This is a genomic window from Domibacillus iocasae (assembly GCF_001750285.1).
Classification (GTDB): domain Bacteria; phylum Bacillota; class Bacilli; order Bacillales; family Domibacillaceae; genus Domibacillus; species Domibacillus iocasae.
This window is the reverse complement of record NZ_MAMP01000021.1, coordinates 132,502-155,434: the sequence shown is the minus strand read 5'-3', so window position 1 is coordinate 155,434 and position 22,933 is coordinate 132,502. Positions and strand designations below refer to the sequence as shown.

Here is a 22,933-nt window from a genome sequence, read left to right as displayed (position 1 = left end):
TGTCCAATCTACTCCTTATCATAAACGAACAGCAGAATAGCGGCAAATAGATCGGATTTGATACGACTTTATTTTAGTCATGCGAAAATCCGTCGATTCGGTGCGAATCTTGTAAGCATTGGCGCGGTAATTTCCAACTTTTGCGACTTTCACAGCTAGATGAGCGATTCTGCCCGGTTTCGTGCGATTTTGCTTACGGCAAATTCACACCACGCGATGACACATAAAGCGTATACCATTCATCACGGCTCATCTCCACATTTACCGCTTGAGCGGAAGCCCGTATCCGGTCCGGACTGGTCGTGCCAATCACCGGCTGAATCATTGCCGGGTGCTTCATCAGCCACGCCAGTACAATCGCTTCTGTCGTTGTTCCTTTTTCCTGTGCCATCCTTTTCACAAGCGCGGCCGTTTCTTTCACTGACTCTCTTTTTTCTTCAAGTGGTGCGCCGGAATAGACGCCTTGTGCAAGCGGTCCCCACGCCTGAATTTGAATGTTCTCCATTCGGCAATATTCAAGCGTTCCTTCTGGAAAGACAGTTTCGCGAAACGCCGGCTGATTCACATGCACGCCGGACTCAAGCCAGCCGGTTTTATGCAGGCTCATTTCCAGCTGATTCACAACTAGACGGTCGCTGATCGCACTTTGCAAAAATTTAATCTGTCCCGCGCTCATATTCGATACCCCAAAATAGCGTACTTTCCCGGACGATTTCAATTCATGAAACGCTTCCGCCACCTCATCTGGCTCCATGAGGGCATCCGGTCGGTGCAAGAGAAGCGTATCCAAATGCTCCACGCCAAGCCGCGTTAAAATACCATCTACTCCAGCCAAAATATACTCTTTGGAAAAATTGTAACGTGTCGGCAAGCCCGCTTCTTTATCCGGAAACGTAATGCCCGTTTTCGACTGGATCAGAATTTCATCCCGGAGCGAAGGACGCTCTTTCAGCACGCGCCCAAACACTTCCTCCGCTTTCCCATACGCATAAATATCCGCATGATCAAACGAGTTGATGTCTGACTCAATCGCCGCATCCACCGCCCAATGCGCCTGTTTCACCTGTTCCTCTGTAATTGCATCACGGCTCCAGCCGCCGCCAAACCCCATGCAGCCTAAGACAAGCCGGCTCGCATTTAATCCATGTTTTTGAATGGGTAACGTTTTCAAAAAAATCCTCTCCCTTATTCAGTATGTACATTCTCTTCCATTACATCATAAAACCGCCCTGAATGCGATTCGGACGGTTTTTTAGGAAATACTATGTTTGAGCCGGGCATACGTTGTTTGAGTATAGCGTTAAAAGGTGATATACAAGGATAGAATAACAAACTTTGAAAAACAGGATGTGTGTGGAGCATGAATCAAGAAACTGAACAGCAAAAGGAACAGCTGCGCGTGAATGAAGTGATTGACATCATCGATCAAAAACAAGCAGAAATCAAAGAAAAAACAGGCCATTTAAAAGAAGGCATTATTGGTCTTCGCAACAACTTTTGGGAAGACGTAACGGTCAATATGGATGAGCCCGACGACGTTATTGAAACACAAGCAGGCATCAAGCAGCAGGCCGAATTGCTTCAAGAAAGAGAACGAAGCCATGGGCAGCTGTTTAATGAACTGAAAAAGCTTGACCGGCTGCGCCGTTCCCCTTATTTTGGCCGAATTGATTTTCAAGAATCCGGTGAACCGAAACCGGAACCAATTTATATCGGCATTGCATCTCTCATGGATCAGGAGCAGGAGAACTTTTTAATTTATGACTGGCGGGCCCCTGTTTCAAGCATGTATTACGATTACACAATCGGTCCTGCCGCTTACCATACAATGGAAGGCCAGATAGAAGGAGACATTTCTTTAAAAAGGCAATTCATCATTCAAAACGGCGAGATTACTGGTCAATTCGACACGAGTTTAACGATTGGTGATCATATTTTGCAGGCAGTCTTAGGCGGGAAATCAAGTGCGCAAATGAAAAATATTGTTGCCACCATTCAAAGGGAGCAAAATCAAATTATCCGCAATCAAAGAAGCCAGACGCTGATTGTTCAAGGTGCGGCTGGGAGCGGGAAAACATCAGCGGCACTTCAGCGGATTGCTTTTTTGCTGTACGCCAACCGCCGGACGCTGCAGGCTGAAAATATGCTCCTGTTTTCGCCCAACCCCCTATTCAACAGCTACGTATCCACTGTACTGCCGGAACTCGGAGAAGAAAATATTCTCCAGACGACGTACAAGGAATATGTAGAGGACCGGATCGGTGATGCCTTCACCGTTCAAAGCCCGTTTGAGCAGCTTGAACAGTTCCTGTTGAAAGGAACAGAACCTGATGATTCTGTTGAAACAGCTGCCATTCAGTTCAAAACCGGTCTGGACTTTAAGAAGCACATTGATGATTTTCTCGCTTCCCTTTCGCAGGAAGGCCTCGTTTTTCACGATATTGTGTTTCGGAATAAAATACTCGTTTCTTCCAAAGAAATCGGGCAGTACTTTTACGCATTAGCGCCTTCTATTCTCCTGCCAAACCGGTTAGAGCTTGTCTCAGAATGGCTGCTGAAAAAGCTTAAAAAATTGGAACGCTTGGAACAAAACGAAGAATGGGTGCGTGATGAAGTAGAGCTTTTGGATAAAGAAGATTTTTTAAACGCGTACCGGGCAAGCCAGAAAAAGCAGGCAAAAAAAGAGGATACCTTCAACGATGCAGACATGGAATGGCACATCTTAAGCCAAAGCGTCGTCAGAAAATCTTTTCAGCCGTTAAGAAGCAAAATGAAGCGGCTCGGCTTTGTGGATGAAAAAGCGAATTTCCGGAAGATATTTGAAACACGCACACAGCCCGCCTCCGATATGTGGGCCCATGTTTGCGAAAGTACGCTCAAAGCCTTGGACCAGCATATACTCTGCTGGGAAGACGCAACCGCTTATTTGTATTTTCAAGACCAGCTCAAAGGGAAAAAGTCTTTTTCGCGTATCCGCCACGTTTTTATTGATGAAGCACAGGATTACTCGCTTTTTCAGCTTGCTTATTTAAAAACGCTGTTTCCGTACAGTAAAATGACGCTGCTCGGTGACGTGAACCAATCCATCTTTGTTCAGTCCTCGAATGAGTCATCCGTTTTATCGGACACGCCAAGCCAAAAGGAATCACTCGAAAAAATTACGCTCACACGCAGCTACCGCTCCACCCGCCCGATCGTCGAATTTACACGGCAATTGATCGAAGGTGGCAGCCAAATAGAACCATTTAACCGGGAAGGCTCAAAACCAACCCTAACGTATGCAGATCACACAGAAGACCTCCATCAGAAGCTGTTAGAACGTATTAAATCATTGCTCGAAGCAGACGGTCGCCAAACGATCGCTGTCATTTGCAAAACGATGCAGGAAAGTCAAAACGTGCATGCCTGGCTGACACCTCACCTTTCCGCGCAATTACTGGATCAAGAAACATATACGTTTGAGCAGGGACTCGTCGTAATTCCCGCTTATTTAGCGAAAGGGATCGAGTTTGATGCCGTGATTCTTTTCAACGTATCCGAAGACGTATACAGCCGGGAATCGGAGCGAAACTTGTTTTATACCGCCTGCACCCGCGCCATGCATGAGCTTCATCTGTTTTCGCTTGGAAAAGAAACCCGCCTGTTGCAGCCTGCTCAGCCAGAAACTTATACGGTGATTGAAAAATAAAAAGCGTGTCCCAGCCATTGCTGGCCGGGACACGCTTTTTCCTTATTGTTCACTGCAATTGATCTGCCAGTCGATGCCAAATAGACCCTATACAGCTCGTTTTCTGGAGCGGCATCGTGACCGTACCGCCCATAGAAAGCCCTTCAAAATAAGAACGAAGCGCAAGTTAAAGACTAATTTTCCAGAAAATTGAATCAGGAGCTTCCTTACTGAAAAGAAAGCTCCTTGAGACAGCTCAATTCACTTAAAAAGCGGCGTATTAGCCTGTTGAAATGGCGCGTTTTTAAATGAAAACGCGCCATTTCTTTATGATCCAGGCTGATTTTCTTCTAGCTTGAAAGAGGAAGAAAGATATGAACAATGGTTCCTTTTCCTTCCTCGCTTTCAACCCGCATGATTCCTTTATGTTCTTCAATGATTTTATAGCTGACCATCAGCCCCAAACCCGTCCCTTTTTCTTTCGTGGAGTAAAAGGGTTCAAAGAGATGCTTGATCCTTTCCGGCGGGATTCCCTCTCCCTGATCTTGAAATTCGATGTGAAGATGAGATTTGATTTTTTTACAGGTAATGATCAGTTGTCCTTTGGATGTAGTTGCCTCGATTGCATTTTTGATAACATTGATGAAAACCTGTTTGAGCTGATGTTGATCAGATTGAAAAAGAGGAAGCTCTGGCTCAATAACGGAGACGACCTCAATACCATGCATAATGGCCTGGACATTCATCAAATGGATGGTTTGTTTTAGAATAAGACCGACATCATTTTCTTGAAAGTTTACCGCCTGCGGTTTGGCAAGTGCAAGGAATTCACTGATAATCCCTTCAATCCGTTCAAATTCCGATCGTATAATCGAGAAGTATTCAGGTTCTCTCTTGTCCGTTTCTTCTAATAATTGAATAAATCCTTGAATGCTGGTAAGCGGATTGCGAATTTCATGAGCCACTCCTGCCGCAAGCTGTCCCGCCATTTCTAATTTCGCTGATTTAATGACGTATTCCTCAGCCATTTTTTTCTGTGAAATATCTCTAAATGCCACGACAACCCCCGAAATATCCCCATTTTCCCATATAGGGGACGATACAAACTCAGCAGGGAAATTTGTTCCGTCTCTTCTAAAAAAGACTTCGTCTGTTACATACCGGACCTTTCCATCAAGCAGCGTTTGATGCAGCGTACAAATTTCGGACTCATTACGAAGCCGGAACGTGTCTTTTGGTTTTTTCCCCATCAGTTCCTTTACGTCATAACCAAGCATTTTGGCTCCCGCCGGGTTAATTATGGTAATTTCCCGGTTCAAATTTATGGCGTAAATGCCGTCCCCTATTGAATCTAGCACTAGTTCCATTTGTTGTTTTAAAGACAGAATTTCCTGCTGCACTTTCTTGCTTTCGGTAATGTCTTTGGCAACCCCATGAACACCGACAATTTGATCATTCACGACAATAGGCATATTGGTTACCTGCAGCATGACTCCCTGGCCGTTTTGATGAATACCAGTCGTTTCGTATGTTTGCGGGCTTCCCTGTAACGCCTTTTTAAAATATTGCTTTGTTTTGTTAAGAAAATGCTCTTCTATGAAAACTTCCCCGCTCGCCCCTTTCACCTGCTCGGGTGTATAGCCTAATGTCTTATAAAATGAAAGGTTGGCATTTAGCAGTGCACCGTCTACATCCATACTGCAGACGATATCCGGATTGACGCTGTAAAGGGACTCATAACGCTGCTTATTTTCCTCCAGCTCTTGTTCCGTCCGTTTCCGTTCGGTAATATCGCAAATGATCGCTGATGCCCCGTTTACCACACCATTTTTATCTTTTAGCGGAGAATGTGTCACACTAACCGGAATGAATCGTCCATCTTTACTTAGCCGCTCCGTCTCGAACCGGCTGACCTTTTTTTCTGCAAAAGCAAGCTGGACAGAACGGTCGAATTCTTTCTTTTGATTCTCTGGCACATTCGGAATCTCTTTGCCGATTAGCTCGTCTTCCCGCCAGCCAAATAGATCCACATATGCTTGGTTGACATATGTTATCTGGCCGTGAACGTTCATTGTACCGATTGCATCCGCTGTGTTGTTCACAAAAGACTCCATGAGCTCCTTCGTCTCCCGCAGCTCTTCATGGGCTTTCTTCAGTTCAGTGATATCATTGCATGTGACAATCACTTCGACTACTTGTCCATCCATCAAAATCGGCTTCATCATTGCCATGTAATGGACACCGTTTAACTCTCCTTCATAGCCCGTCTCATTCCCATCCCAAGCCTGTTCATAATAGATTTCCTTTCGAGAAGCGACCTCCGCCGGCAAAAATTCCTTTAGCGACTTCCCAGTGAGCTCTGCCATCTTCAACCCGAATTTCTCAACTAATTGGCCTTCTCCAAATGTATGAATAAACTGTTCTTTTTCTTTTTTATATTTAAAAATGAACCCCTGATGATTTTTAAATACATGCTCCGTTTCCTTATGGAGGGCATTCAGTTCCCGTTCCACTTGTTTCTCATGGGTAATATTACGGCCAATTCCATACACCCCCACAATCTCATCATTCACAGTGATAGGTATATTGGTGAGGCTTATAATTAAATTATTCCCTTTTCTATGTTTAACTTTACATTCGTAATGCTGGACGATTCCCTTTTTTGCCTGATTAAAATGATGCAATACGTTTTCTCTATCCTCATGGGCAATTAACGGAAGAAAGCTTTTTCCAAGCAGTTCCTCTTTTTTATATCCGGATACCGGCTCCGTTGCTTCATTAAATCCAATAAAATGCCCTTCTAATGAAAAGACATAAATCGAATGAGGATAATAATCAAACAATGATTTAAATCGCTGTTCGCTTTCTTGCAGCTGCTGCTCCAGCTTTATTCGCAAGTCCCGTTCAATCGCAAGCCCAGCCAGACTTGCACATGTTTCCAGCACCTCGATTTCATGAGCTGCAGGCGTACAAATCTCTGTATGATAAACCGCAAAGGTGCCGACGACACGCCCACTTGTTAAAATAGGAATGGACCAGCAAGCTCTCAGTCCAAAACGCAGGGCATCCTGACGAAAATCCTCCCAGAGCGGATCATTTTCAATATTAGACGAAATAACCGTTTCTTTTCGATAAACAGCTGTGCCGCACGAGCCGGCTTTTGGACCTGATTTAATGAGATGAATCGCCTGCTGATATTCAGAAGGAAGATTCGGCGCATGTTCTACAGCAAGCCTGTCCCCCTCCGCTGTCAGTAAAAGGGCACAGTATGTTTTCCGTTTAAAGTGCTCTTCCAGTTTTAATGTCAGTGTTCTCATGATAGTGTGCAATGAATCCCCACCTGCAAGCAATTTGATCATACATGTATGTAAGTTTGCGATAGACGCCATTTCATCCGTTGAGACGGAGCATGTATTCGATGTGTTATTTTTATTACTCCATGCTTCATTAAAAATCTTCATAATGCTCCTCCTTCAAAAATAATGGCCGGCGACTGAATCACATTGACCAAAACCCTTGCACTACTTTATTAAACATAAACGAAATGCTTACACGAATACCCTTACGAGATCATATTAGAATAATCATAACATGATTTGGGAGTTGAAATGGGAATAATCGGACAATTAATAGCTGAAAGATACTATAAAAAGCGGTGTGCGAAGAAATAAAGCAGAGTGAGTATCGTGGCAGTCTTCATAACTAAAGACTAACCGACGGCGGGCCGTTTCGTTAGTCTTTAGTCGTTTATATACACGTCTGTTACAGCACAAAGCCGCCCTGAATACGATTCTGGACGGCTTTTCAAAAAAGGAATATTTATGATCAAAACAAAACTCTTAACTCCTTTCCTTACGCCTGTTCCTCATGACTGATCTGCCATTCAATGCCGAACTGGTCACGCACTTGGCCGTACAATTTGCTCCAAAATGTTTCTTGAAGCGGCATGAGAACTTCTCCGCCGTCAGACAGCCCTTCAAAATAAGAACGAAGCTTTTCCGCATCCGAACTGACCAGCGCCAGGGTGATGGCACTGCCCGGATGATACGGCATGCCCGGAAATGTATCCGAGAACATGAGCTTCGTGCCTTCCACTTCCAGATTCGCATGCATCATGCGATCCTTTGCTTCTTCCGGCAAAGGATAATCGGGATTCGGCGGTGAATCACCAAACGTCATCCGATTGGCAGGCCCCGTCTGGAATACCTTTTCATAAAAATCTAATACGTCTCTACAATTCCCATCAAAAATTAGATACGGTTGAATCGCTATATTTATCACTCCCGCCAATGTATTTACTATTTATATAACAAAGATATTCGCCGTTTGACGTGCTCCCACCTTTTATTATTTTTAAACTTTAGCAAGCTGTTCTTCTAACTGCTAGGCGTTATTTCTACGTTTCTGAAACCCACTCTAGAGCAGCTGCACGTACAGGAGAACCATCCAGACCAGGCATCAAAAGAGGAAGGCAGATAATAAAAGGTCGTAGAAAAGTAATCTCTTCAAAATGAGTAAAGTTTTCGCCGATGACACCGTCAGCGCCCATGATCAGTTCATGACACTTGAAAGATGAACCGTCGGGGGGATCAATATTAATGGCATCAATAAAAAAGGTCGAAATCCCTTTATCAAGCAGCCATTCAATAACAGCTGGACTAATGTAAGGATGCTGAAAATAAAGCTCATTCCCTATATATCGGGACCAGCCGGTATAAAAAAGAATAATCAGCCCCGGTCTGATTTGTTTCTCGTAATGCTTGACGTCTTCCATTGTAATTTCTTCTCCCGCTTCTTTCCCTGTCACATCCAGCACAAGGCCCTCCCCCATCACCTGGCTGAGCGGAATTTGATCAATCGTTTTCCCATGTTGGTTAAAATGAAAAGGCGCGTCCACATGAGTCCCTGTATGAGAGCCCATTTGCAGGGAACTGACATTGTATCCATCCCGCTCAATTTGGGCGGCAGGATGGACAGCGGGTTTTGGATCTCCCGGATAAACCGGTGTTTGAGCGGTAACGGGAATCGATAAATCAATGATTTTTTGAATAATCAAGCAGACCGCCTCCTTCATATACATCCGGCCGCCTTTCATCCATCATACTAAAGAAGCGGCTTTTCCATCGCTTTCGTTCCTCCCAATCAAGCAGACCCGTCACAACGGTCGAATGCTCTTGAGCATCAGCCCATTTCTCTCCTCCAGGTGTAAAAAGAGAGGAATGGCCAAAAAAGTGGAGTCCATCCGTTGTCCCGTTATGGTTGCATGCAGCCACAAATACGTTGTTTTCCATTGCTCTCGCTTCACAAAATGTCTGAAACGGCTGCTCATATGGTTTTTCCCATGCAGCCGGCACTAATAAAATATCTGCCCCTTTTAAAGCGAGCGACCGCGCCATTTCAGGGAATGCCAAATCCCAGCAAATCATCAATCCGGCCGTCCCCCACTCCGTCTTTGCGACGACCAATTCCGACCCCGCTTCAAAAACACCACGTTCAAAAGGAGTGAGGTGGATCTTGCGGTAGACCGCTTTTGTAGACCCATCCGGCCCAACCATTTCTGCTGTATTATAAAATTTTCCGTCTTTCTTCTCGGCATAGCCATACACAATATAAACGCCATGCCATTTGGCAAGAGATTTCACAAAACCAGCTTCTTCCTCCCTTCGTTCCGCTGCTTCTTCAAGTACAGACCGCTCAAGTGAGTAACCGGATAATGTCAGTTCAGGGAATAAAAAAATCACAGCGGCCGGATTTGTTTTCAACGTCGTTTGAACGCTCTGCTCCATACACTGCTGATTTTCATAAAAGCACCCTTTTTTAAACAAAGACTGAACGATAGCGACGCTCGCATTAGTTAACTTTTGCATCAGGCATCTCCGCTTCTTCCTGTTCAGGCTCTTCTATTACAACCGCGGATGTCTGCTTAAATAGTTTCATCAACGACCAGTACACAACGGCAGAGAAAAAGAACGTCACGACAGTAGAGCCAAATGAAAGTGGCTGAATATACGTGAAATAATAAGCAAATAAAGCACCGACTGCATAAGCAGCGTAAGCAGATAGATTGATCCCGCCCTGATAGTGATACTGCTTCCGTTCGTTTGACAAAATTTCCTGCGCATTATAATACCGTTTTTTCAAGATGAAGTAGTCAACGAGAATAATTGCAAACACCGGGATAAACAAAGTGGCAATCAATAAAATAAACGTATAAAAGTTTGCCATGAGCGCTTCTTTGAGCAAGGCACCCAGCGTGCAGACGATGCCAAGACCGGCGATCACTTTCCAAAAATCCGCTTTAGGCGCCACGTTCATTAAAGACATGCCTGCACTGTACAGTGCCATCACATTCGTCGAAACCACGGAACAAAAAACAACAATTGCCGCCACAAAACCAAATCCGTATTGCGCCAGCAGCACCGTCGGATCATACGTCTGCTCCATCCCATTTAAAATGCTGAAGCCGCTGATAACTGCGCCCATACCCATTGCAAGCAGCGAAGCGAGCAAATAGCCGGTATAGGTGCCTGCCACACTCGCCATGCTCGTTTTGCAATAGCGGTTAAAGTCACAGACGGTCGACATCCAGGAAAAAGCGGTTGCCATAACAATGTCAAACGCAATGACCGTCGTTGTCACTGGATTCTCACTTAGCTGCATTGAAATCAATGACTGTACATCGTAGGTTGTAAAAAGCTTATAAAATAAGGCAAATGATAACACAATCATCGTAATGGAAATGTATTTTTCCACGCGTTCCAATCCTCTATGGCCATATATCGTAATCGCTACAACCAGAACTTCCGTTAAAATAACAAACAGATTAATGTTGCTGTAGCCAGTTGCGTATTCTACCGCATAGTTTAAGCTTAGCCCGGCCATATACGCCTGAATCCAGCTCCACCCGATTAAAATGATGGAATTGATGATCGCTGGAAGAACCGCTCCTTTCTGTCCGAAAGCGGCACGTGCCATTGCCATTGTCGGCAGTCCGGTTTTCGTGCCAATATAGCCGGTTAACACAAGGGGAATGGCACCAATGGCAGAACCAAGAAAAATAGCCCACATCGCTTCAGTAATAGAAATGTCCGGGATAAACAGCATCCCGGTCATAACCGAGGTAATCACAAAATTCGCTGCCACCCAGAGCGTAAACGTGCTGAAAAAATTCATCGACCGGTCGCTGCCGATTACAGGCTGAATACTATCGTGCCCTAATCCATTCTTAAAGTCTGCCATATAAAAAACCTCCCTTTTACGAATACCAGCCGCTTGATGCAAGCTGTTGTTTGTTTATGTGCTTCGCTTCTGTAAATGCGTGAAATCCATCCGGCCCTAATTCACGGCCAATACCGCTTTGTTTCATGCCTCCCCACGGCGCTTCTAGGTAAGGCGTATGATAGCTGTTCACCCAAATCGTGCCTGCTTTTAAACGGGAAGCAATTCTTTCCGCTTTCTCCACATCCGCAGACAGAACGCCGGCGGCCAGTCCAAAATTCGTCCCATTCGCAAGTTCAACCGCGTCATCTTCATTTCGAAATGACTGTACCGTCACAACCGGGCCAAAAATTTCTTCCTGCACAATACGCATCTGCTGCGTTACATTGCCAAAGATAGATGGAGTGATAAAGAAGCCATCCCGCTCAAGCCGTTCTCCGCCGTAAAGCAGTTCAGCCCCTTCACTGCGCCCGATCTCGATATAGCGTTCAATTTTCTCCAAATGTTCCTTTGTAATAATCGGACCCATTTCCGTTTCTTCTAACGAAGGATCGCCGATTCGAATAGCTGCCGTTTTTTCAACCAGCCGTGTCAAAAACATATCGTATATCTTTTCGTCCACGAGCAGCCGGGAAGAAGCTACACATACTTGTCCCTGGTTGAAAAAGGCACCGAAAACCGCCCATTCTGCCGCATGTTCAATATCTGCATCTTCTAGGACAATAAGCGGGGATTTCCCGCCGAGTTCAAGCGAAACCCGCTTAAACGACTGGGCGCACTGCATGTTAATCCGGCGGCCTGTTTCCGATCCGCCTGTGAATGATACTTTAGCCACTTTCGGGTGATTGACGAGTACTTCCCCGATGGAGCCGTCTCCAGTTACGACATTAAAAACCCCTTTTGGGAATGAGCACTGGTCTATCATTTCTGTTAAAGCGAGAATCGATAATGGCGTGGTTTCAGAAGGCTTAAAGACTACCGTATTGCCCGCCGCAAGAGCAGGCGCAATTTTCCACATACCGAGAAGGAGCGGGAAATTCCATGGTACAATGAGTGCACACACACCAATTGGCTCCTGCAGGACAGTGCTTGTAGATCCGTCTTCCATTTGAATGAACCTATCTTGCTGCTTTTTTATGAAACTAGCATAATATCGCAGGCAGGCAGCCGAGTCTTCTGCGTCTAACCTTGCTTCCCGTATTGGCTTTCCAGTATTGGTCATTTCTATCTCAGCTAAAATATCTGAATTTTCCGATATTTTAGCTGCCAGCTGTTCCAGACACCGAATTCTCAAAGCAGCATTTTGAGACCACTCCCGCTGTTCATAGGCCTGATCCGCAGCTTGAATCGCCTCCCCCGCCTGAGATGGATCCGCTTCATAAATTAGCGCTGTCTCCTCTAGTGACAAAGGAGAAAGCAGCTGCCGCGCCCCTCCTTTCCCAGTCAGCCATTCTCCATTGATATATACGTGCTTATGCATATTTCCACCTCTTATATAATTTTTCCAGTCCGGTTCTCATCCGTTTCGATAACGGATGTGTTTTGTTTTTGTTCCGATGTCATATAAGTTACAGCCACAAGTACAACCGCACTCGTCAGCAAACCGTAAAGAATTGGATCTGTAGAAGTAATACCTTTAACGGCAAGTCCGGATAAAATAACAATCGTGCTTAAAGTAATGGAATAAAAAGCAGCGCGAGTCGTCGCACGCTTCCAAAAAAACCCTGCTATTACCGGAAAAAATACAGCGCCGGATAAAACCGCGTAAGCGACATCCAGGGCCACAAGGACATCTTGAATCCATAAGGCAAATATGATCGTAATGAATCCGATCATAAATGTGGTCACACGGGATACAAACAAAAACATTTTATCATTCATTTCTTTCATAAATTGACGCTTAATAATGTCGTTTACAATCAATGTCGATGACGCAAGCAGAGTGCCTGATGCAGTGGACATTAAAGCGGAAACGACACTTGCCAGAACAAACCCTAAAATGCCCGCGGGCAGCGTTTCGATTGCCATGCTTGCAAAAGCCGTCTGCGTATCGCCCAAATTCGGTACGACAATCAGTGCGCACATCCCGATCACACTTACAGCAAGTGCGTAAGCAAAACTGTAGAGGCCTGCCCCGATCGTACCAACACGCGCCACCTTATCTGTTTTCGCCGTAAAAACACGCTGCCAAATATCCTGTGCGACGACCATCCCAAGGCAGAACAGAAGAAAATATTGAAAAATAGTGCCTGCTCCAATAGAAGTAAAATCAAAATGCGCCTCAGGAAGACCAGCTTCAAGAGACGACCATCCTCCTGCTTTACTTAAACTCATTGGCAGCATAATGAAAAAAATACCAACGGTCATGACTACAAACTGGACAATATCTGTCATCGTCACTGACCACATACCGCCGAGCATCGTATAAAAAAGAACGATTCCACCGCCTGTAATCATGGATAACGTCAAATCCCAGCCAAGCAGCACATTTAAAATCGTGCCCATGCCAATGACTTGAGTGACCGAAACCATCATGGCATAAATGGCTGCAACAACAGCACTGACAAGGCCGGTTTGAGCGCCAAAACGGTCATGCAGCATCTCACTAATTGTCAGCACCTTTAAGTTCGAAATCTTTTTTGTTAAAAACAAACCAATAGCTAAAATACCGAGTCCAAGCATCGCGACAAGCCAAAATCCGGACAAGCCAAATTCATATCCGAGCCTCGCAGTGCCGATTGTCGATGCACCACCTAAAATAACAGCGGCCAAGCAGGCTAAATACATCGTAAAGCCAAGGCTGCGTCCCGCCACGATATAATCTTCAGATGTTTTTGCCCGCCTTGCGCCAATAATCCCGACGACAATAAGCGCAATAAAATAAGCCGTCATTACTACTACATCAACGAAATGCATACCTATAACCTCCTATCAGGGAATGAGCCTCTATTACTTTACAGCGGTAATATAATGATGGGCAGCCCCCATTCGTTTCTTCAACGCAATAAGCGTGATAAATTCATACACGATGTTAGCGGCAGCGGCGGCAGTAATGTCTCCGTGATCATAAGCCGGCAGCACTTCCACAAGGTCAAACCCAACAAAGTCAAGACCCGCTAGCCCTCTGACAAAAGCTAGTGCATCATCAATGCTGGCACCTGCGATTTCAGGCGTCCCTGTTCCCGGGGCATAAGCTGGATCTAAAAAATCGATATCAAATGTTAAAAAAGCCGGTCCTTCTCCCACTCGCTCACGAATAATATCCAGCATCGCGTCTACACCCATCCGTTTATAATCGTTCGTTGAATAAACGTCCAGCCCAAGCTCACGCGCGTCTTCTAGATCTTCCGGCCCGTAAAGCCCCCCGCGCATGCCGACTTGAATAGAGCGCTTCGTATCAATCAACCCTTCTTCAATTGCCCGCCGGAATACAGTGCCGTGGTTGTATTTTTGATCAAAGTAGCTGTCCCACGTATCTGAATGAGCATCAAACTGCAGCAGGGCCACCGGTCCATGCTTTTTCGCAATGGCCCGAAGCTCACCCAGTGTCATCGAGTGATCACCGCCAAGGCTAATTGGGATGATGCCTTTTTCCACAACCGGCGTCAGCGTATCCTCAATTTTCTCATACGTTTCAGTAATAAACCCCGGCACAATCGGCACATCTCCGTAGTCCACACCGGACACATAATCGAATACATTTATATCCTGCTCCGGATTGTAAGGGCGCAGTAAAATCGAAAAATCTCGAATGGCCTGGGGACCGAATCTTGCCCCAGTGCGGAATGACTGTCCGGAATCAAATGGAATACCAGTAATCACAAAGTCCATATCGTTATCCAATTGTTCAACTAACGGCAGGCGCATAAACGTACGTACACCGCAAAAACGCGGGGATTGAAATGAATCTTTCGGCTGATACTTTGGCATTTAAAAAACCTCCTGATGATTAATTCTCTTAATATTATAATAATAAATCTTTTTTCTTTATCCATAATCTTGTTAGTTTTTCTGACAATATTCTTAAAATCCCTAAATACCAATGTTAATTCTCATAAATCAATAAAAATATAATTAAAATTGAAGCGCTTACAATTATATCAAAATAATAAAATTCTTTCTAATACGTTTTTCATTTTAATTGCAAGAAGCGTGCCAATTGCTGAACTATAGGTTTAGACACTTTTTGCTTTAAAAAAATAATTCATTAATGAATGAAAGTGCTCTCTTTCGATTCAAAAATGAATTATCAATTCATTACGAATTAATTTTGTATTTCTTTAATCGCCGCACCACTGTCGGCTGGCTTATTCCAAGAAGCTCCGCCATTTCATACGTTGTTTTGCATTGGCGAAATGCACGACAGATCCACTCACGCTCCACTTTTTCAAGCGCGTCCTCCAGTGTTGTGAACCCTGAGTCAAGTATCGTCATTTCTTCCTTTTTCGTCTCCACTTTTTGATTAGAATGATAAAATGGAACCTGCTCCGCCATAATAATGTTCGAATCCATCGTTACAACAAGCCGTTCAATGACATTTTCAAATTCACGGACGTTGCCCGGCCAATTATATTGATGAAAAAGATCAAGGGCATCATGATGAAATACTTTGCCGGTTTCGTACTTTTGATTAAATTTACTCAAAAAATAGTGCGCCATCTGAATAATATCTTCTTTTCGGTCGCGTAATGGGGGAACGGTAATTGGCACGACACTCAGCCTGTAAAATAAATCCTCGCGAAACCGCCCTTTTTTCACCATTTCTTCAAGATGATTGTTTGTAGCAGCCAGCAGCCGGAAATCCACTTTCTTCACTTGATGCCCGCCAATTCTCCTCACTTGTTTTTCTTCCAGCACTTTCAACAGCTTTACCTGCATATCCATCGACAGTTCACCGATTTCATCTAAAAATAACGTTCCTTGATCTGCAAGTTCAATCATGCCTGCCTTTCCCTTTTGTGAGGCACCAGTAAAAGCGCCGGCCTCATAACCAAACATTTCTGATTCAAAAAGTGCCGGCGGGATGGCCCCGCAGTTCACCTCAATAAAGGCTTCCTTTTGCCGGCCGCTTCGATTGTGCAGCGCACGGGCAAACATCGTTTTCCCAACACCTGACTCACCGAGCAGCACAACCGTCGCGTCGCTTTTTGCCACCCGGTTAACAAGGTCCCAAATCTTCTGCATGTTTTTGCTTTTCAGCACGATTTCCTTTGAAGCCCGAAGCCCTTCCAACTGCACTTCATATTGATCCATTCGCGCCTGAAGCTGATCATAATCTTCTTTCAGCCGCTGAATTTCCGTTAAATCATGCGAGAAGCTGATGATCCGGATCAGCCGTTTATCATGAGAAAAAACCGGAATACCCGTCGCCATCACCTTCCCGCCTTTTGCGGCCGTCTGCATTACCTGGACTTCTTTTTTCTCTTTTAACACTCTCGCTGTCACAGAAGGAGTAAAGATGCCTTGTTCTTCAAGATCCCGGACGGACTTGCCCAGAAAAAAAGCCGCATCCCCCCCATAAATCTCTTCACACTTTTTACTGACCCGCAACACAATCCCGTCGCCATCCGTCACAACAATGTTGTCGTTGGATACATTTAAGATTGCCTCAAGCTCCATAAGCAGGGTTTCCACTAACTCCATCGCTTTCACCTACTCTTTCATTCCACTAGATGGTCATGTCAGGTTTCACCTTTTAGTAGCTTTATTATAAAGCCATTAAAAGATTTGCACAGTAAAGTTCATCCAAAAGAACAAAAACATAAAGCAGCATTTTTTCAGTCTGCTTCAGAATAATTCCACTAGAGATTTCCGCATTATAACAAATAATGTAAAATAACAACCAAAACAACTTCAACAGACTTCTTTCTATTAACAACCAAAAACCAGTTGTTCAGGTTTTTAACGTTTATGAAGCTTATCAATCGTCGGAATATCCGCAGGCGCCCACTCTAATTCGTTTAATTGATCACGCGAAATCCATCGTAATTCCGCATGTTCTTCAGCTGTTGGAACTCCTCTTATAATTCGAGAATGGTACGTTAATAAATTAACAATAACCGTCTCATACTCATGCGTCACTTCTTCAATTTTGCTTCCAACTTCAATCTCGCAAGCTAACTCTTCTTGAATCTCTCTTTTTAAACTTTGCTCCGGTGTTTCACCTGCTTCAATTTTCCCGCCAGGAAACTCCCACAAGTTCGGCAGGGTCATTTCAGGTGAACGTAACGCGCACAGAATTTCATTATTTTCATTTTCAATTATTGCGCCAACAACGCGGACCGTTTTCTTCATCTTAATTGGCTCCTTCGGTTAAATAATGATAGAGCGAATGCTCAATCGGCTTTTCCATGACCATGCTCATTGTAACAACAGGGATATCTTTCTGATGTTTATCTTGCATGGTCGTTTGCTCAACTGTTTTTCGATCGGGAAGTGCTTTGCCCAAATAATAAAAATCTGTACCTTCATCATCATCTTTTTTCACGAAAATATGAATATCTACTCCACTTTGCTCGGCTTCTACAATTTTTTGTACTTCAGTTGATTTTAGCGTTCTATTACTACGTGTAAACCACTTTAACAATTCCGGACTAATAAATTCATCCCCATAATTAACGCTGGCTTCTACTTCTTCGTTTTTATGATATGTGATAAAAATTGGACAAGTCCCGTATTTAGGTTTATATCCATAAATCGTAGAGCTTTCATCACTTTTCCAGTTCAGCAATTTACACACATCTTTACGCGAATACTTTTGATAAATTGTTAATGATTCCTCACATAGGTAAGCTTTATTTTTTTCTTTTGCTGTTTCAATAACATCTTTCATGAGTGTTTCAAAAAATAAATTCTCAGATAGACTTTGTTGAATTTTTTCATTCAGCTTATAAATATCGTCTTTAACTACTACAACCGGTTCATCACCATACTTTTTTTGTGTTGCTTGATTAAAGAACGATAGATCAACGATACGCTGAACAGATTCAATCGTTTGGTCGTCTACTGTACAATCATTTTCACGTAAGATACTTAAATATGTATCATGGCTCACTTGTTTTTGCCCTAGTAATTGATCCAATAAAAGAACTTCATGTCGCCGTTTTCCGTTCAACACTTCAAGTGACAACATCGTTAACACGTGCTGTTCGTATAAAGACAATATAGGTGTTTTTTCTTTTATGCTGATTAAAAAATGGTAATACGTATTGTATTTGTCTGCGATCACAATCGGATCAATAGAGTGATTTGCTACAAAATCATGTAAAAGTGGTACGTGACCTATTTTATTTTTCAAATTAACAAAAGCCTCTTTTAATAATTTAGCAGTGTTTAATGTGCTATTATTAATCGCTTTAAAAATCTGCTTTCGTGCAATCTCTTCAAAATTAATTGTTGAGGCGCCGGAAATGTAATTCGTTTCAGCAGTTTTGCGACGGATGTTATCTTTATTTTGAGACTGATCCCCTGAAAGTGCCACTGGAATCATGTAATTGTTCTTGTAATTGCCGATAAAATCGATAATCGTGACGAAATCTTTTGAGTCGTGCTTGCGCAAGCCGCGGCCGAGCTGCTGAATAAAGACAATGCTAGACTGCGTTTGACGAAGCATGACAACTTGATTAATACACGGAATGTCGATTCCTTCATTGAAGATATCAACAGTTAAGATATAGTCCAATTTCCCATTTTCAAGATCTTCTACTCGACGAAGGCGCACTTCTTGCCTGTCATCTCCAGTCAACGCAACTGTTCGATACCCTCGCTCATTTAGTTTCGCTGACAATTCTTTCGCTTCTTCTTTTCGACTGCAAAACATAAGTCCTTTTACTGTTTTACCCGAATAGCTATAGTAACCGATTTTATCAATAATATGATTGATTCGGTTTTCAGAAACGAGTTGCATAAACGTTGTCTTTTCGTCAATCACTTCGCCATTAATCTCTAAATCGGTGACGCCGAAATAGTGAAAGGGACAAAGCATGTCTTCTTCAAGTGCTTCCTGCAACCGAATTTCATATGCGATGTTATAATCAAACAATTCGTAAATATTAAAGTCATCGGTCCGTTCCGGTGTCGCCGTCATCCCCATTAAAAAAGCAGGAACAAAATGGTTAATAACACGAAGATATGACTCCGCTCCCGCTTTGTGCACTTCATCAATCAATATGTAATCAAACATGTCTGGTTCAAATTGTTGAAGAACCTCACGTTTTGAGATCGTTTGAATCGTCGCAAATAAATACTTCGCCTGAACTTGTTTCGACGTGCCTGATAAAATACCGAAGTCCTCTTCCGATCCACCTAAAATCATTCGAAAATCGTTCATCGCTTTTTGCAAAATTTGTTCACGGTGCACCACAAACAGCATGCGCTTTGGCCGAAAAGCGCGCACATCAAAAGCCGACAAATACGTTTTCCCTGTACCGGTTGCAGAAATGACTAATGCTTTTTGTTTTTGTTCATTTCGAAGCGATTGAATTTGTTGAAGAGCTGTTTCCTGCATTTTATTCGGTTTAATTTCTAACGCTTTTTGAATTGAATTTGTCTCATAATTCGTTGGCGGATCGATGACTTGCTGCATCGCACGCTGCTCCTGCGTTGCACTGTATGTCACTTCGTAGCGGTCAATCCATTCTTGAGTTAACGTCTCCGCCTTTTCCCACACATTTTCAAATTGGTCTTTAAAGTGATGGACAATTTCACCATTTCCGTGTGAAGTGAGCTTGACGTTCCACTCATAATTTACTTTTAAAGCGTGTGCTGTTAAATTTGAACTGCCAACGATCAGCGAAAATGAATGACCCTGGTCGAAAATGTAACCTTTGGCATGAAATCCTTTTATATCGGTCGTTCGAACTTCAATATTTTCGATTTTCATTAACTCACTAAATACTTTCGGCTGGTTGAAATTTAAAAAAGTCGATGTTAAAATACGTCCACAAATGCCTTTTTGGTGCAGATCCAATAGTTTCGCTTTTAATGTTGCGAGCCCGCTTTCGGTAATAAACGCCACCGAAAAAAGGAATGACTGACTTTTGTCCAATTCTTCTAAAATAGTGGTAAGGACATTTTCGTTTTGTTTCGCATTGTTAATGAGAAGCTGTGGCTTGAAGTTGCCCGGCTTTAATTCGTTTTGATTGATAAAGCCTTTGTATAAAGAACCTTGCAGGTTTTCGATAAAGTTTTCCATGTTATCACCAAATTTCTCTTTTCCACCATATTACCACTTCCAACAAAAACAGGCCTTTATTCATGCGAATTTATATAAAAAATCGCCTATTTCTCACATCGGCAAATAGGGCTTGTTCGACATTTTGCTCTTTCTCTCTTCTTATCATAAAGGAAAAAGACAGATACTTTCTTTAAGCAAATCAGAACAAAGATAAAAAAGTAAAAAAATGAACAGACAGCTAAAAGATTACTTCTTCTTAAAGAAACGTGAATAGTTTATGTCCATTCAATCGGCAAGAAAAAGTGCCAGTCTCCCCCTGCGTTAAAGCAGCCTGGTCCTGACACCGACTAAATCATTTTGGCTATTTTCTTTATCGCTTCTATCACCCTTTCCGCTTCGAAGACTGGGTCACGGAATTCGTGGACTTTTTCTTACCGGACTTTCTGCCAGGATTAAAGCCTTCTTGTTTTTTGCATCCACATCCGCACCCGCATCCACGTTTTTTCATCTGTATCCACCTCCACTCTCTCTTGCAGAATATGTATAAAAAAATCATCAGGGCACGGCTTGGTGCTTATGTTGATTTTGAAAATCATTTTCACTTATAATAAATAATCATGGAGGTGGTCGGCTTGGACCGGTCGATGTTTAAGTTTACGAATGGGCAGGAAGCGGCAGGGACGGTTTTGGAGTGGGCAAAAGACGTGCAATTAATGGCACATTCAGCCGAAAAAGAATTGGGCACTGCATCACTTCCGGCAGCAGCCTCGATGTTTATGCGCCGTTACGGACTGTTTATCACCGGCCATTTGGCCATTTTTTCAGAGGAGCGGCGTATATGGACAGGCAGCCCGGATGAGGTGGAAATTGTTATGAGTGACGGGGAACCGTGGCCGATTTTGTTTCAGCTGTCCCATGAGAAATGGGAATCTTGTGGAGATGAAGGAGCCGCTCTGCTTTTAAAACGGCTTGTTGACCCAATCGTCACACTGATGGCTAAAAACGCCAAGCTGCCAGCGGTTATTTCCCGGGAAAACATCTTCGGCTATGCACTCTGGATGTACGTGCATGTGCTGCAGGATACACGCGATCTGTCGCTTTTAAAACAATACGAACGATTCCTGCAAAAGCAGACACCGGAAGAAGCCATGGCGAACTTCAGCCGGCTGACGTGCTGCTTGTATAAAGAAGTGCCCGGGTGCGATAAATGCCCATACTGCCCACTTTTAAAAGAAAAGCAGTGTGAAACGGCAAAAACATTGTAAATATTATAGCCACCCTTTTGGAAAAACAGGGTGGCTATTTTACATGCAGAGCAATTTTATTTTTGTATTCGTTCTTCTATCCATTCGAATATTTCTTGTAAAAGCTCGTCTTTTTCTTTTTCCTCATTCAGTATTTCATGATAGAGGTGCGGGATTACACAAATAGATTTATCTTCAGAGGCAATGTGGTCGTATAAGTACCTTCCTGAATCGGCAGGAACGATTTGATCGTCCTCGCCGTGTAAAATATAACAAGGATATGTGTACTGAGGGAGCTTTTGAAGCAAATGTTGTACACCCTCTTGAAAAACAGCCGTCAGCAGTTTTGCGGTGAATTCTTTTAAATTGTATGGGTCGTTTTCGTAATCCTGGACGACAGCCGGGCTGCGGCAGATCAGGTGAGCCAGTCCGTTCGGAATCCGCGTCAGCGCCTCTTTTTCCATATCCAGCTTTTTTAACTCATCGAATGCCGGCAGTTCCAGAATGACAGGCCCGGAGAAAATTTGGCCGGCCAATGTATTTTTGTATTGAACACCATAAGACGCCGCAATAAATCCGCCCATACTGTGACCGAGCATGAAAATCGGCAGTTTCGGATAGTCATGACGAGCCGCCTTTACGACTTCATGTGCATCATGAACGAATTTGGACGCATCCTCCACATAGCCTCGTGCGCCGCCGGATTTCCCATGGCCGCGGTTGTCAAAACGGTAGACGGCATATCCATACCCATTCAACTTTTCGGTTACGTACTCGTACCGGCCCGAATGCTCGCCAAGTCCATGGACAATAACCATTACCGCATGCGGATTTTGAGGCGTATTTTTTTGCATATACAGTTCAGTTCCATCAAAGGAATGGATGATTATTTCCTTTTTCATCTAAATCCCTCCCATCTGTGTATAGTTAAATTTTAACATCTACACCCCTCTAATAATAGTGCTTTTACTTGTTTCCGTCCCATCTTCGAAAAAACAGCTTGAATGTACTACTTGAGCACATAATGCCATTCAGCCAATTGTTTGTAGCGCCGGATCCCACCAGCGTCAAATCGTTCTCTTGATTTCCCTGCTTACATAACGAGATCCCACTGCCGATAATGGACGGCGCAACCTGTATAATAAACGCGTCCACCAGTTTGGCCTGAAGCAGCGGGTCTAACACTTCACCTCGCCAACAATCCAAATATGCTTGCCTTCCTCCTCTTTTAAATCTTGGATAAATGTGGAGCCATCGTCATTAATGAACGGGACTTCCTCGTTTGATCCTGTCATAGAACGGGAGAAAACAAAACACCGCCCTTCTTTATACAAAAATTTCTGTGGGAAAAGTATCAAAATTTGTTCGTACGTTTTTCTCTCCATTAAAATGGTATCAACCGTTTCGTAGAAATCCGACTTGTCTCTTTTTCTCCCTCTGTCTCTATTAACCAATCCAACGAATGGTCCTCCCGTACAATATAGCGGTCTACACTGATCGCTCCATAAAAGACCAGCTTCCTCTGACTGCTCATATGAAAAGCCTCTCCTCTGTCATTATTTATATCCATTTTAGTACGAATCTCCAGTTACATTAACGTGAGGAAGAACAGATCTGGCAATCTGTTTA

The 22,933-nt window shown here is 43.6% G+C and carries 17 protein-coding genes; 2 read left to right on the top strand and 15 right to left on the bottom strand.

Annotated features, from left to right (window positions below; all coding sequences use genetic code 11):
- Positions 1–193: 193 nt before the first annotated feature.
- Positions 194–1,171: an aldo/keto reductase gene (locus tag BA724_RS09510; protein WP_069938432.1), complete on the bottom strand. Its 978-nt coding sequence runs from the start codon at positions 1,169–1,171 to the stop codon at positions 194–196.
- Between the two features lie 189 nt (positions 1,172–1,360).
- On the opposite strand from BA724_RS09510, the gene helD reads away from it, so the two are divergent.
- The gene (helD, locus tag BA724_RS09505; RefSeq protein ID WP_069938431.1) at positions 1,361–3,688 is read left to right on the top strand and encodes an RNA polymerase recycling motor HelD; all 2,328 of its coding nucleotides are present in this window, start codon (positions 1,361–1,363) and stop codon (positions 3,686–3,688) included.
- A 329-nt stretch (positions 3,689–4,017) separates the two neighbouring features.
- On the opposite strand, the gene BA724_RS09500 is transcribed toward helD, so the two are convergent.
- The 11 genes from BA724_RS09500 to BA724_RS09450 all read right to left on the bottom strand — a co-directional run bounded on the left by BA724_RS09500 (position 4,018) and on the right by BA724_RS09450 (position 20,078).
- The gene (locus BA724_RS09500) at positions 4,018–7,128 is read right to left on the bottom strand and encodes a PAS domain S-box protein (RefSeq protein ID WP_069938430.1); all 3,111 of its coding nucleotides are present in this window, start codon (positions 7,126–7,128) and stop codon (positions 4,018–4,020) included.
- 391 nt (positions 7,129–7,519) lie between these two features.
- A complete protein-coding gene (locus BA724_RS09495) occupies positions 7,520–7,939 on the bottom strand; it encodes a VOC family protein (RefSeq protein WP_069938658.1) in 420 nt (139 codons plus the stop codon).
- 124 nt (positions 7,940–8,063) lie between these two features.
- Positions 8,064–8,741 (bottom strand): cyclase family protein, encoded by a 678-nt coding sequence (locus BA724_RS09490; RefSeq protein ID WP_425389013.1) that lies wholly within the window; start codon positions 8,739–8,741, stop codon positions 8,064–8,066.
- Positions 8,701–9,534, bottom strand: coding sequence for a carbon-nitrogen hydrolase family protein (locus BA724_RS09485; protein ID WP_069938428.1), 834 nt, complete (start codon positions 9,532–9,534; stop codon positions 8,701–8,703). The genes BA724_RS09490 and BA724_RS09485 overlap by 41 nt, the downstream gene beginning before the upstream one ends.
- The gene (locus BA724_RS09480; protein ID WP_069938427.1) at positions 9,518–10,906 is read right to left on the bottom strand and encodes a purine-cytosine permease family protein; all 1,389 of its coding nucleotides are present in this window, start codon (positions 10,904–10,906) and stop codon (positions 9,518–9,520) included. Before BA724_RS09480 ends, BA724_RS09485 begins: the two co-directional genes overlap by 17 nt.
- A gap of 16 nt (positions 10,907–10,922) precedes the next feature.
- Complete coding sequence (locus BA724_RS09475; protein WP_069938426.1) at positions 10,923–12,365, bottom strand: aldehyde dehydrogenase family protein; 1,443 nt, start codon at positions 12,363–12,365, stop codon at positions 10,923–10,925.
- Between the two features lie 11 nt (positions 12,366–12,376).
- Positions 12,377–13,801 (bottom strand): sodium:solute symporter family protein, encoded by a 1,425-nt coding sequence (locus tag BA724_RS09470; protein ID WP_069938425.1) that lies wholly within the window; start codon positions 13,799–13,801, stop codon positions 12,377–12,379.
- A gap of 33 nt (positions 13,802–13,834) precedes the next feature.
- Positions 13,835–14,815, bottom strand: a complete 981-nt coding sequence (speB, locus tag BA724_RS09465; RefSeq protein WP_069938424.1) for an agmatinase — start codon at positions 14,813–14,815, stop codon at positions 13,835–13,837.
- Between the two features lie 327 nt (positions 14,816–15,142).
- Complete coding sequence (locus BA724_RS09460; RefSeq protein WP_069938423.1) at positions 15,143–16,528, bottom strand: sigma-54 interaction domain-containing protein; 1,386 nt, start codon at positions 16,526–16,528, stop codon at positions 15,143–15,145.
- A 258-nt stretch (positions 16,529–16,786) separates the two neighbouring features.
- Entirely contained in the window at positions 16,787–17,179 is a 393-nt protein-coding gene (mutT, locus tag BA724_RS09455) for an 8-oxo-dGTP diphosphatase MutT (RefSeq protein WP_069938422.1), read from the bottom strand.
- Position 17,180: 1 nt separating this feature from the next.
- The gene (locus BA724_RS09450; protein WP_069938421.1) at positions 17,181–20,078 is read right to left on the bottom strand and encodes a DEAD/DEAH box helicase; all 2,898 of its coding nucleotides are present in this window, start codon (positions 20,076–20,078) and stop codon (positions 17,181–17,183) included.
- A gap of 614 nt (positions 20,079–20,692) precedes the next feature.
- Between BA724_RS09450 and BA724_RS09445 the strand changes: the two genes are divergently transcribed.
- The gene (locus BA724_RS09445; protein ID WP_069938420.1) at positions 20,693–21,325 is read left to right on the top strand and encodes a hypothetical protein; all 633 of its coding nucleotides are present in this window, start codon (positions 20,693–20,695) and stop codon (positions 21,323–21,325) included.
- Positions 21,326–21,381: 56 nt separating this feature from the next.
- Here BA724_RS09445 and BA724_RS09440 read toward each other — a convergent pair whose 3' ends face one another.
- The 3 genes from BA724_RS09440 to BA724_RS18850 form a co-directional block, all read right to left on the bottom strand.
- On the bottom strand, positions 21,382–22,206 hold the full coding sequence (locus BA724_RS09440; protein WP_069938419.1) for an alpha/beta hydrolase: 825 nt from the start codon (positions 22,204–22,206) through the stop codon (positions 21,382–21,384).
- A 64-nt stretch (positions 22,207–22,270) separates the two neighbouring features.
- Entirely contained in the window at positions 22,271–22,510 is a 240-nt protein-coding gene (locus BA724_RS18855) for a dihydrofolate reductase family protein (protein ID WP_245676186.1), read from the bottom strand.
- 178 nt (positions 22,511–22,688) lie between these two features.
- Positions 22,689–22,838 carry a hypothetical protein gene (locus tag BA724_RS18850; RefSeq protein WP_245676184.1) on the bottom strand — a complete coding sequence of 50 codons (150 nt, stop codon included), beginning with the start codon at positions 22,836–22,838 and terminating at the stop codon, positions 22,689–22,691.
- Positions 22,839–22,933: the final 95 nt, after the last annotated feature.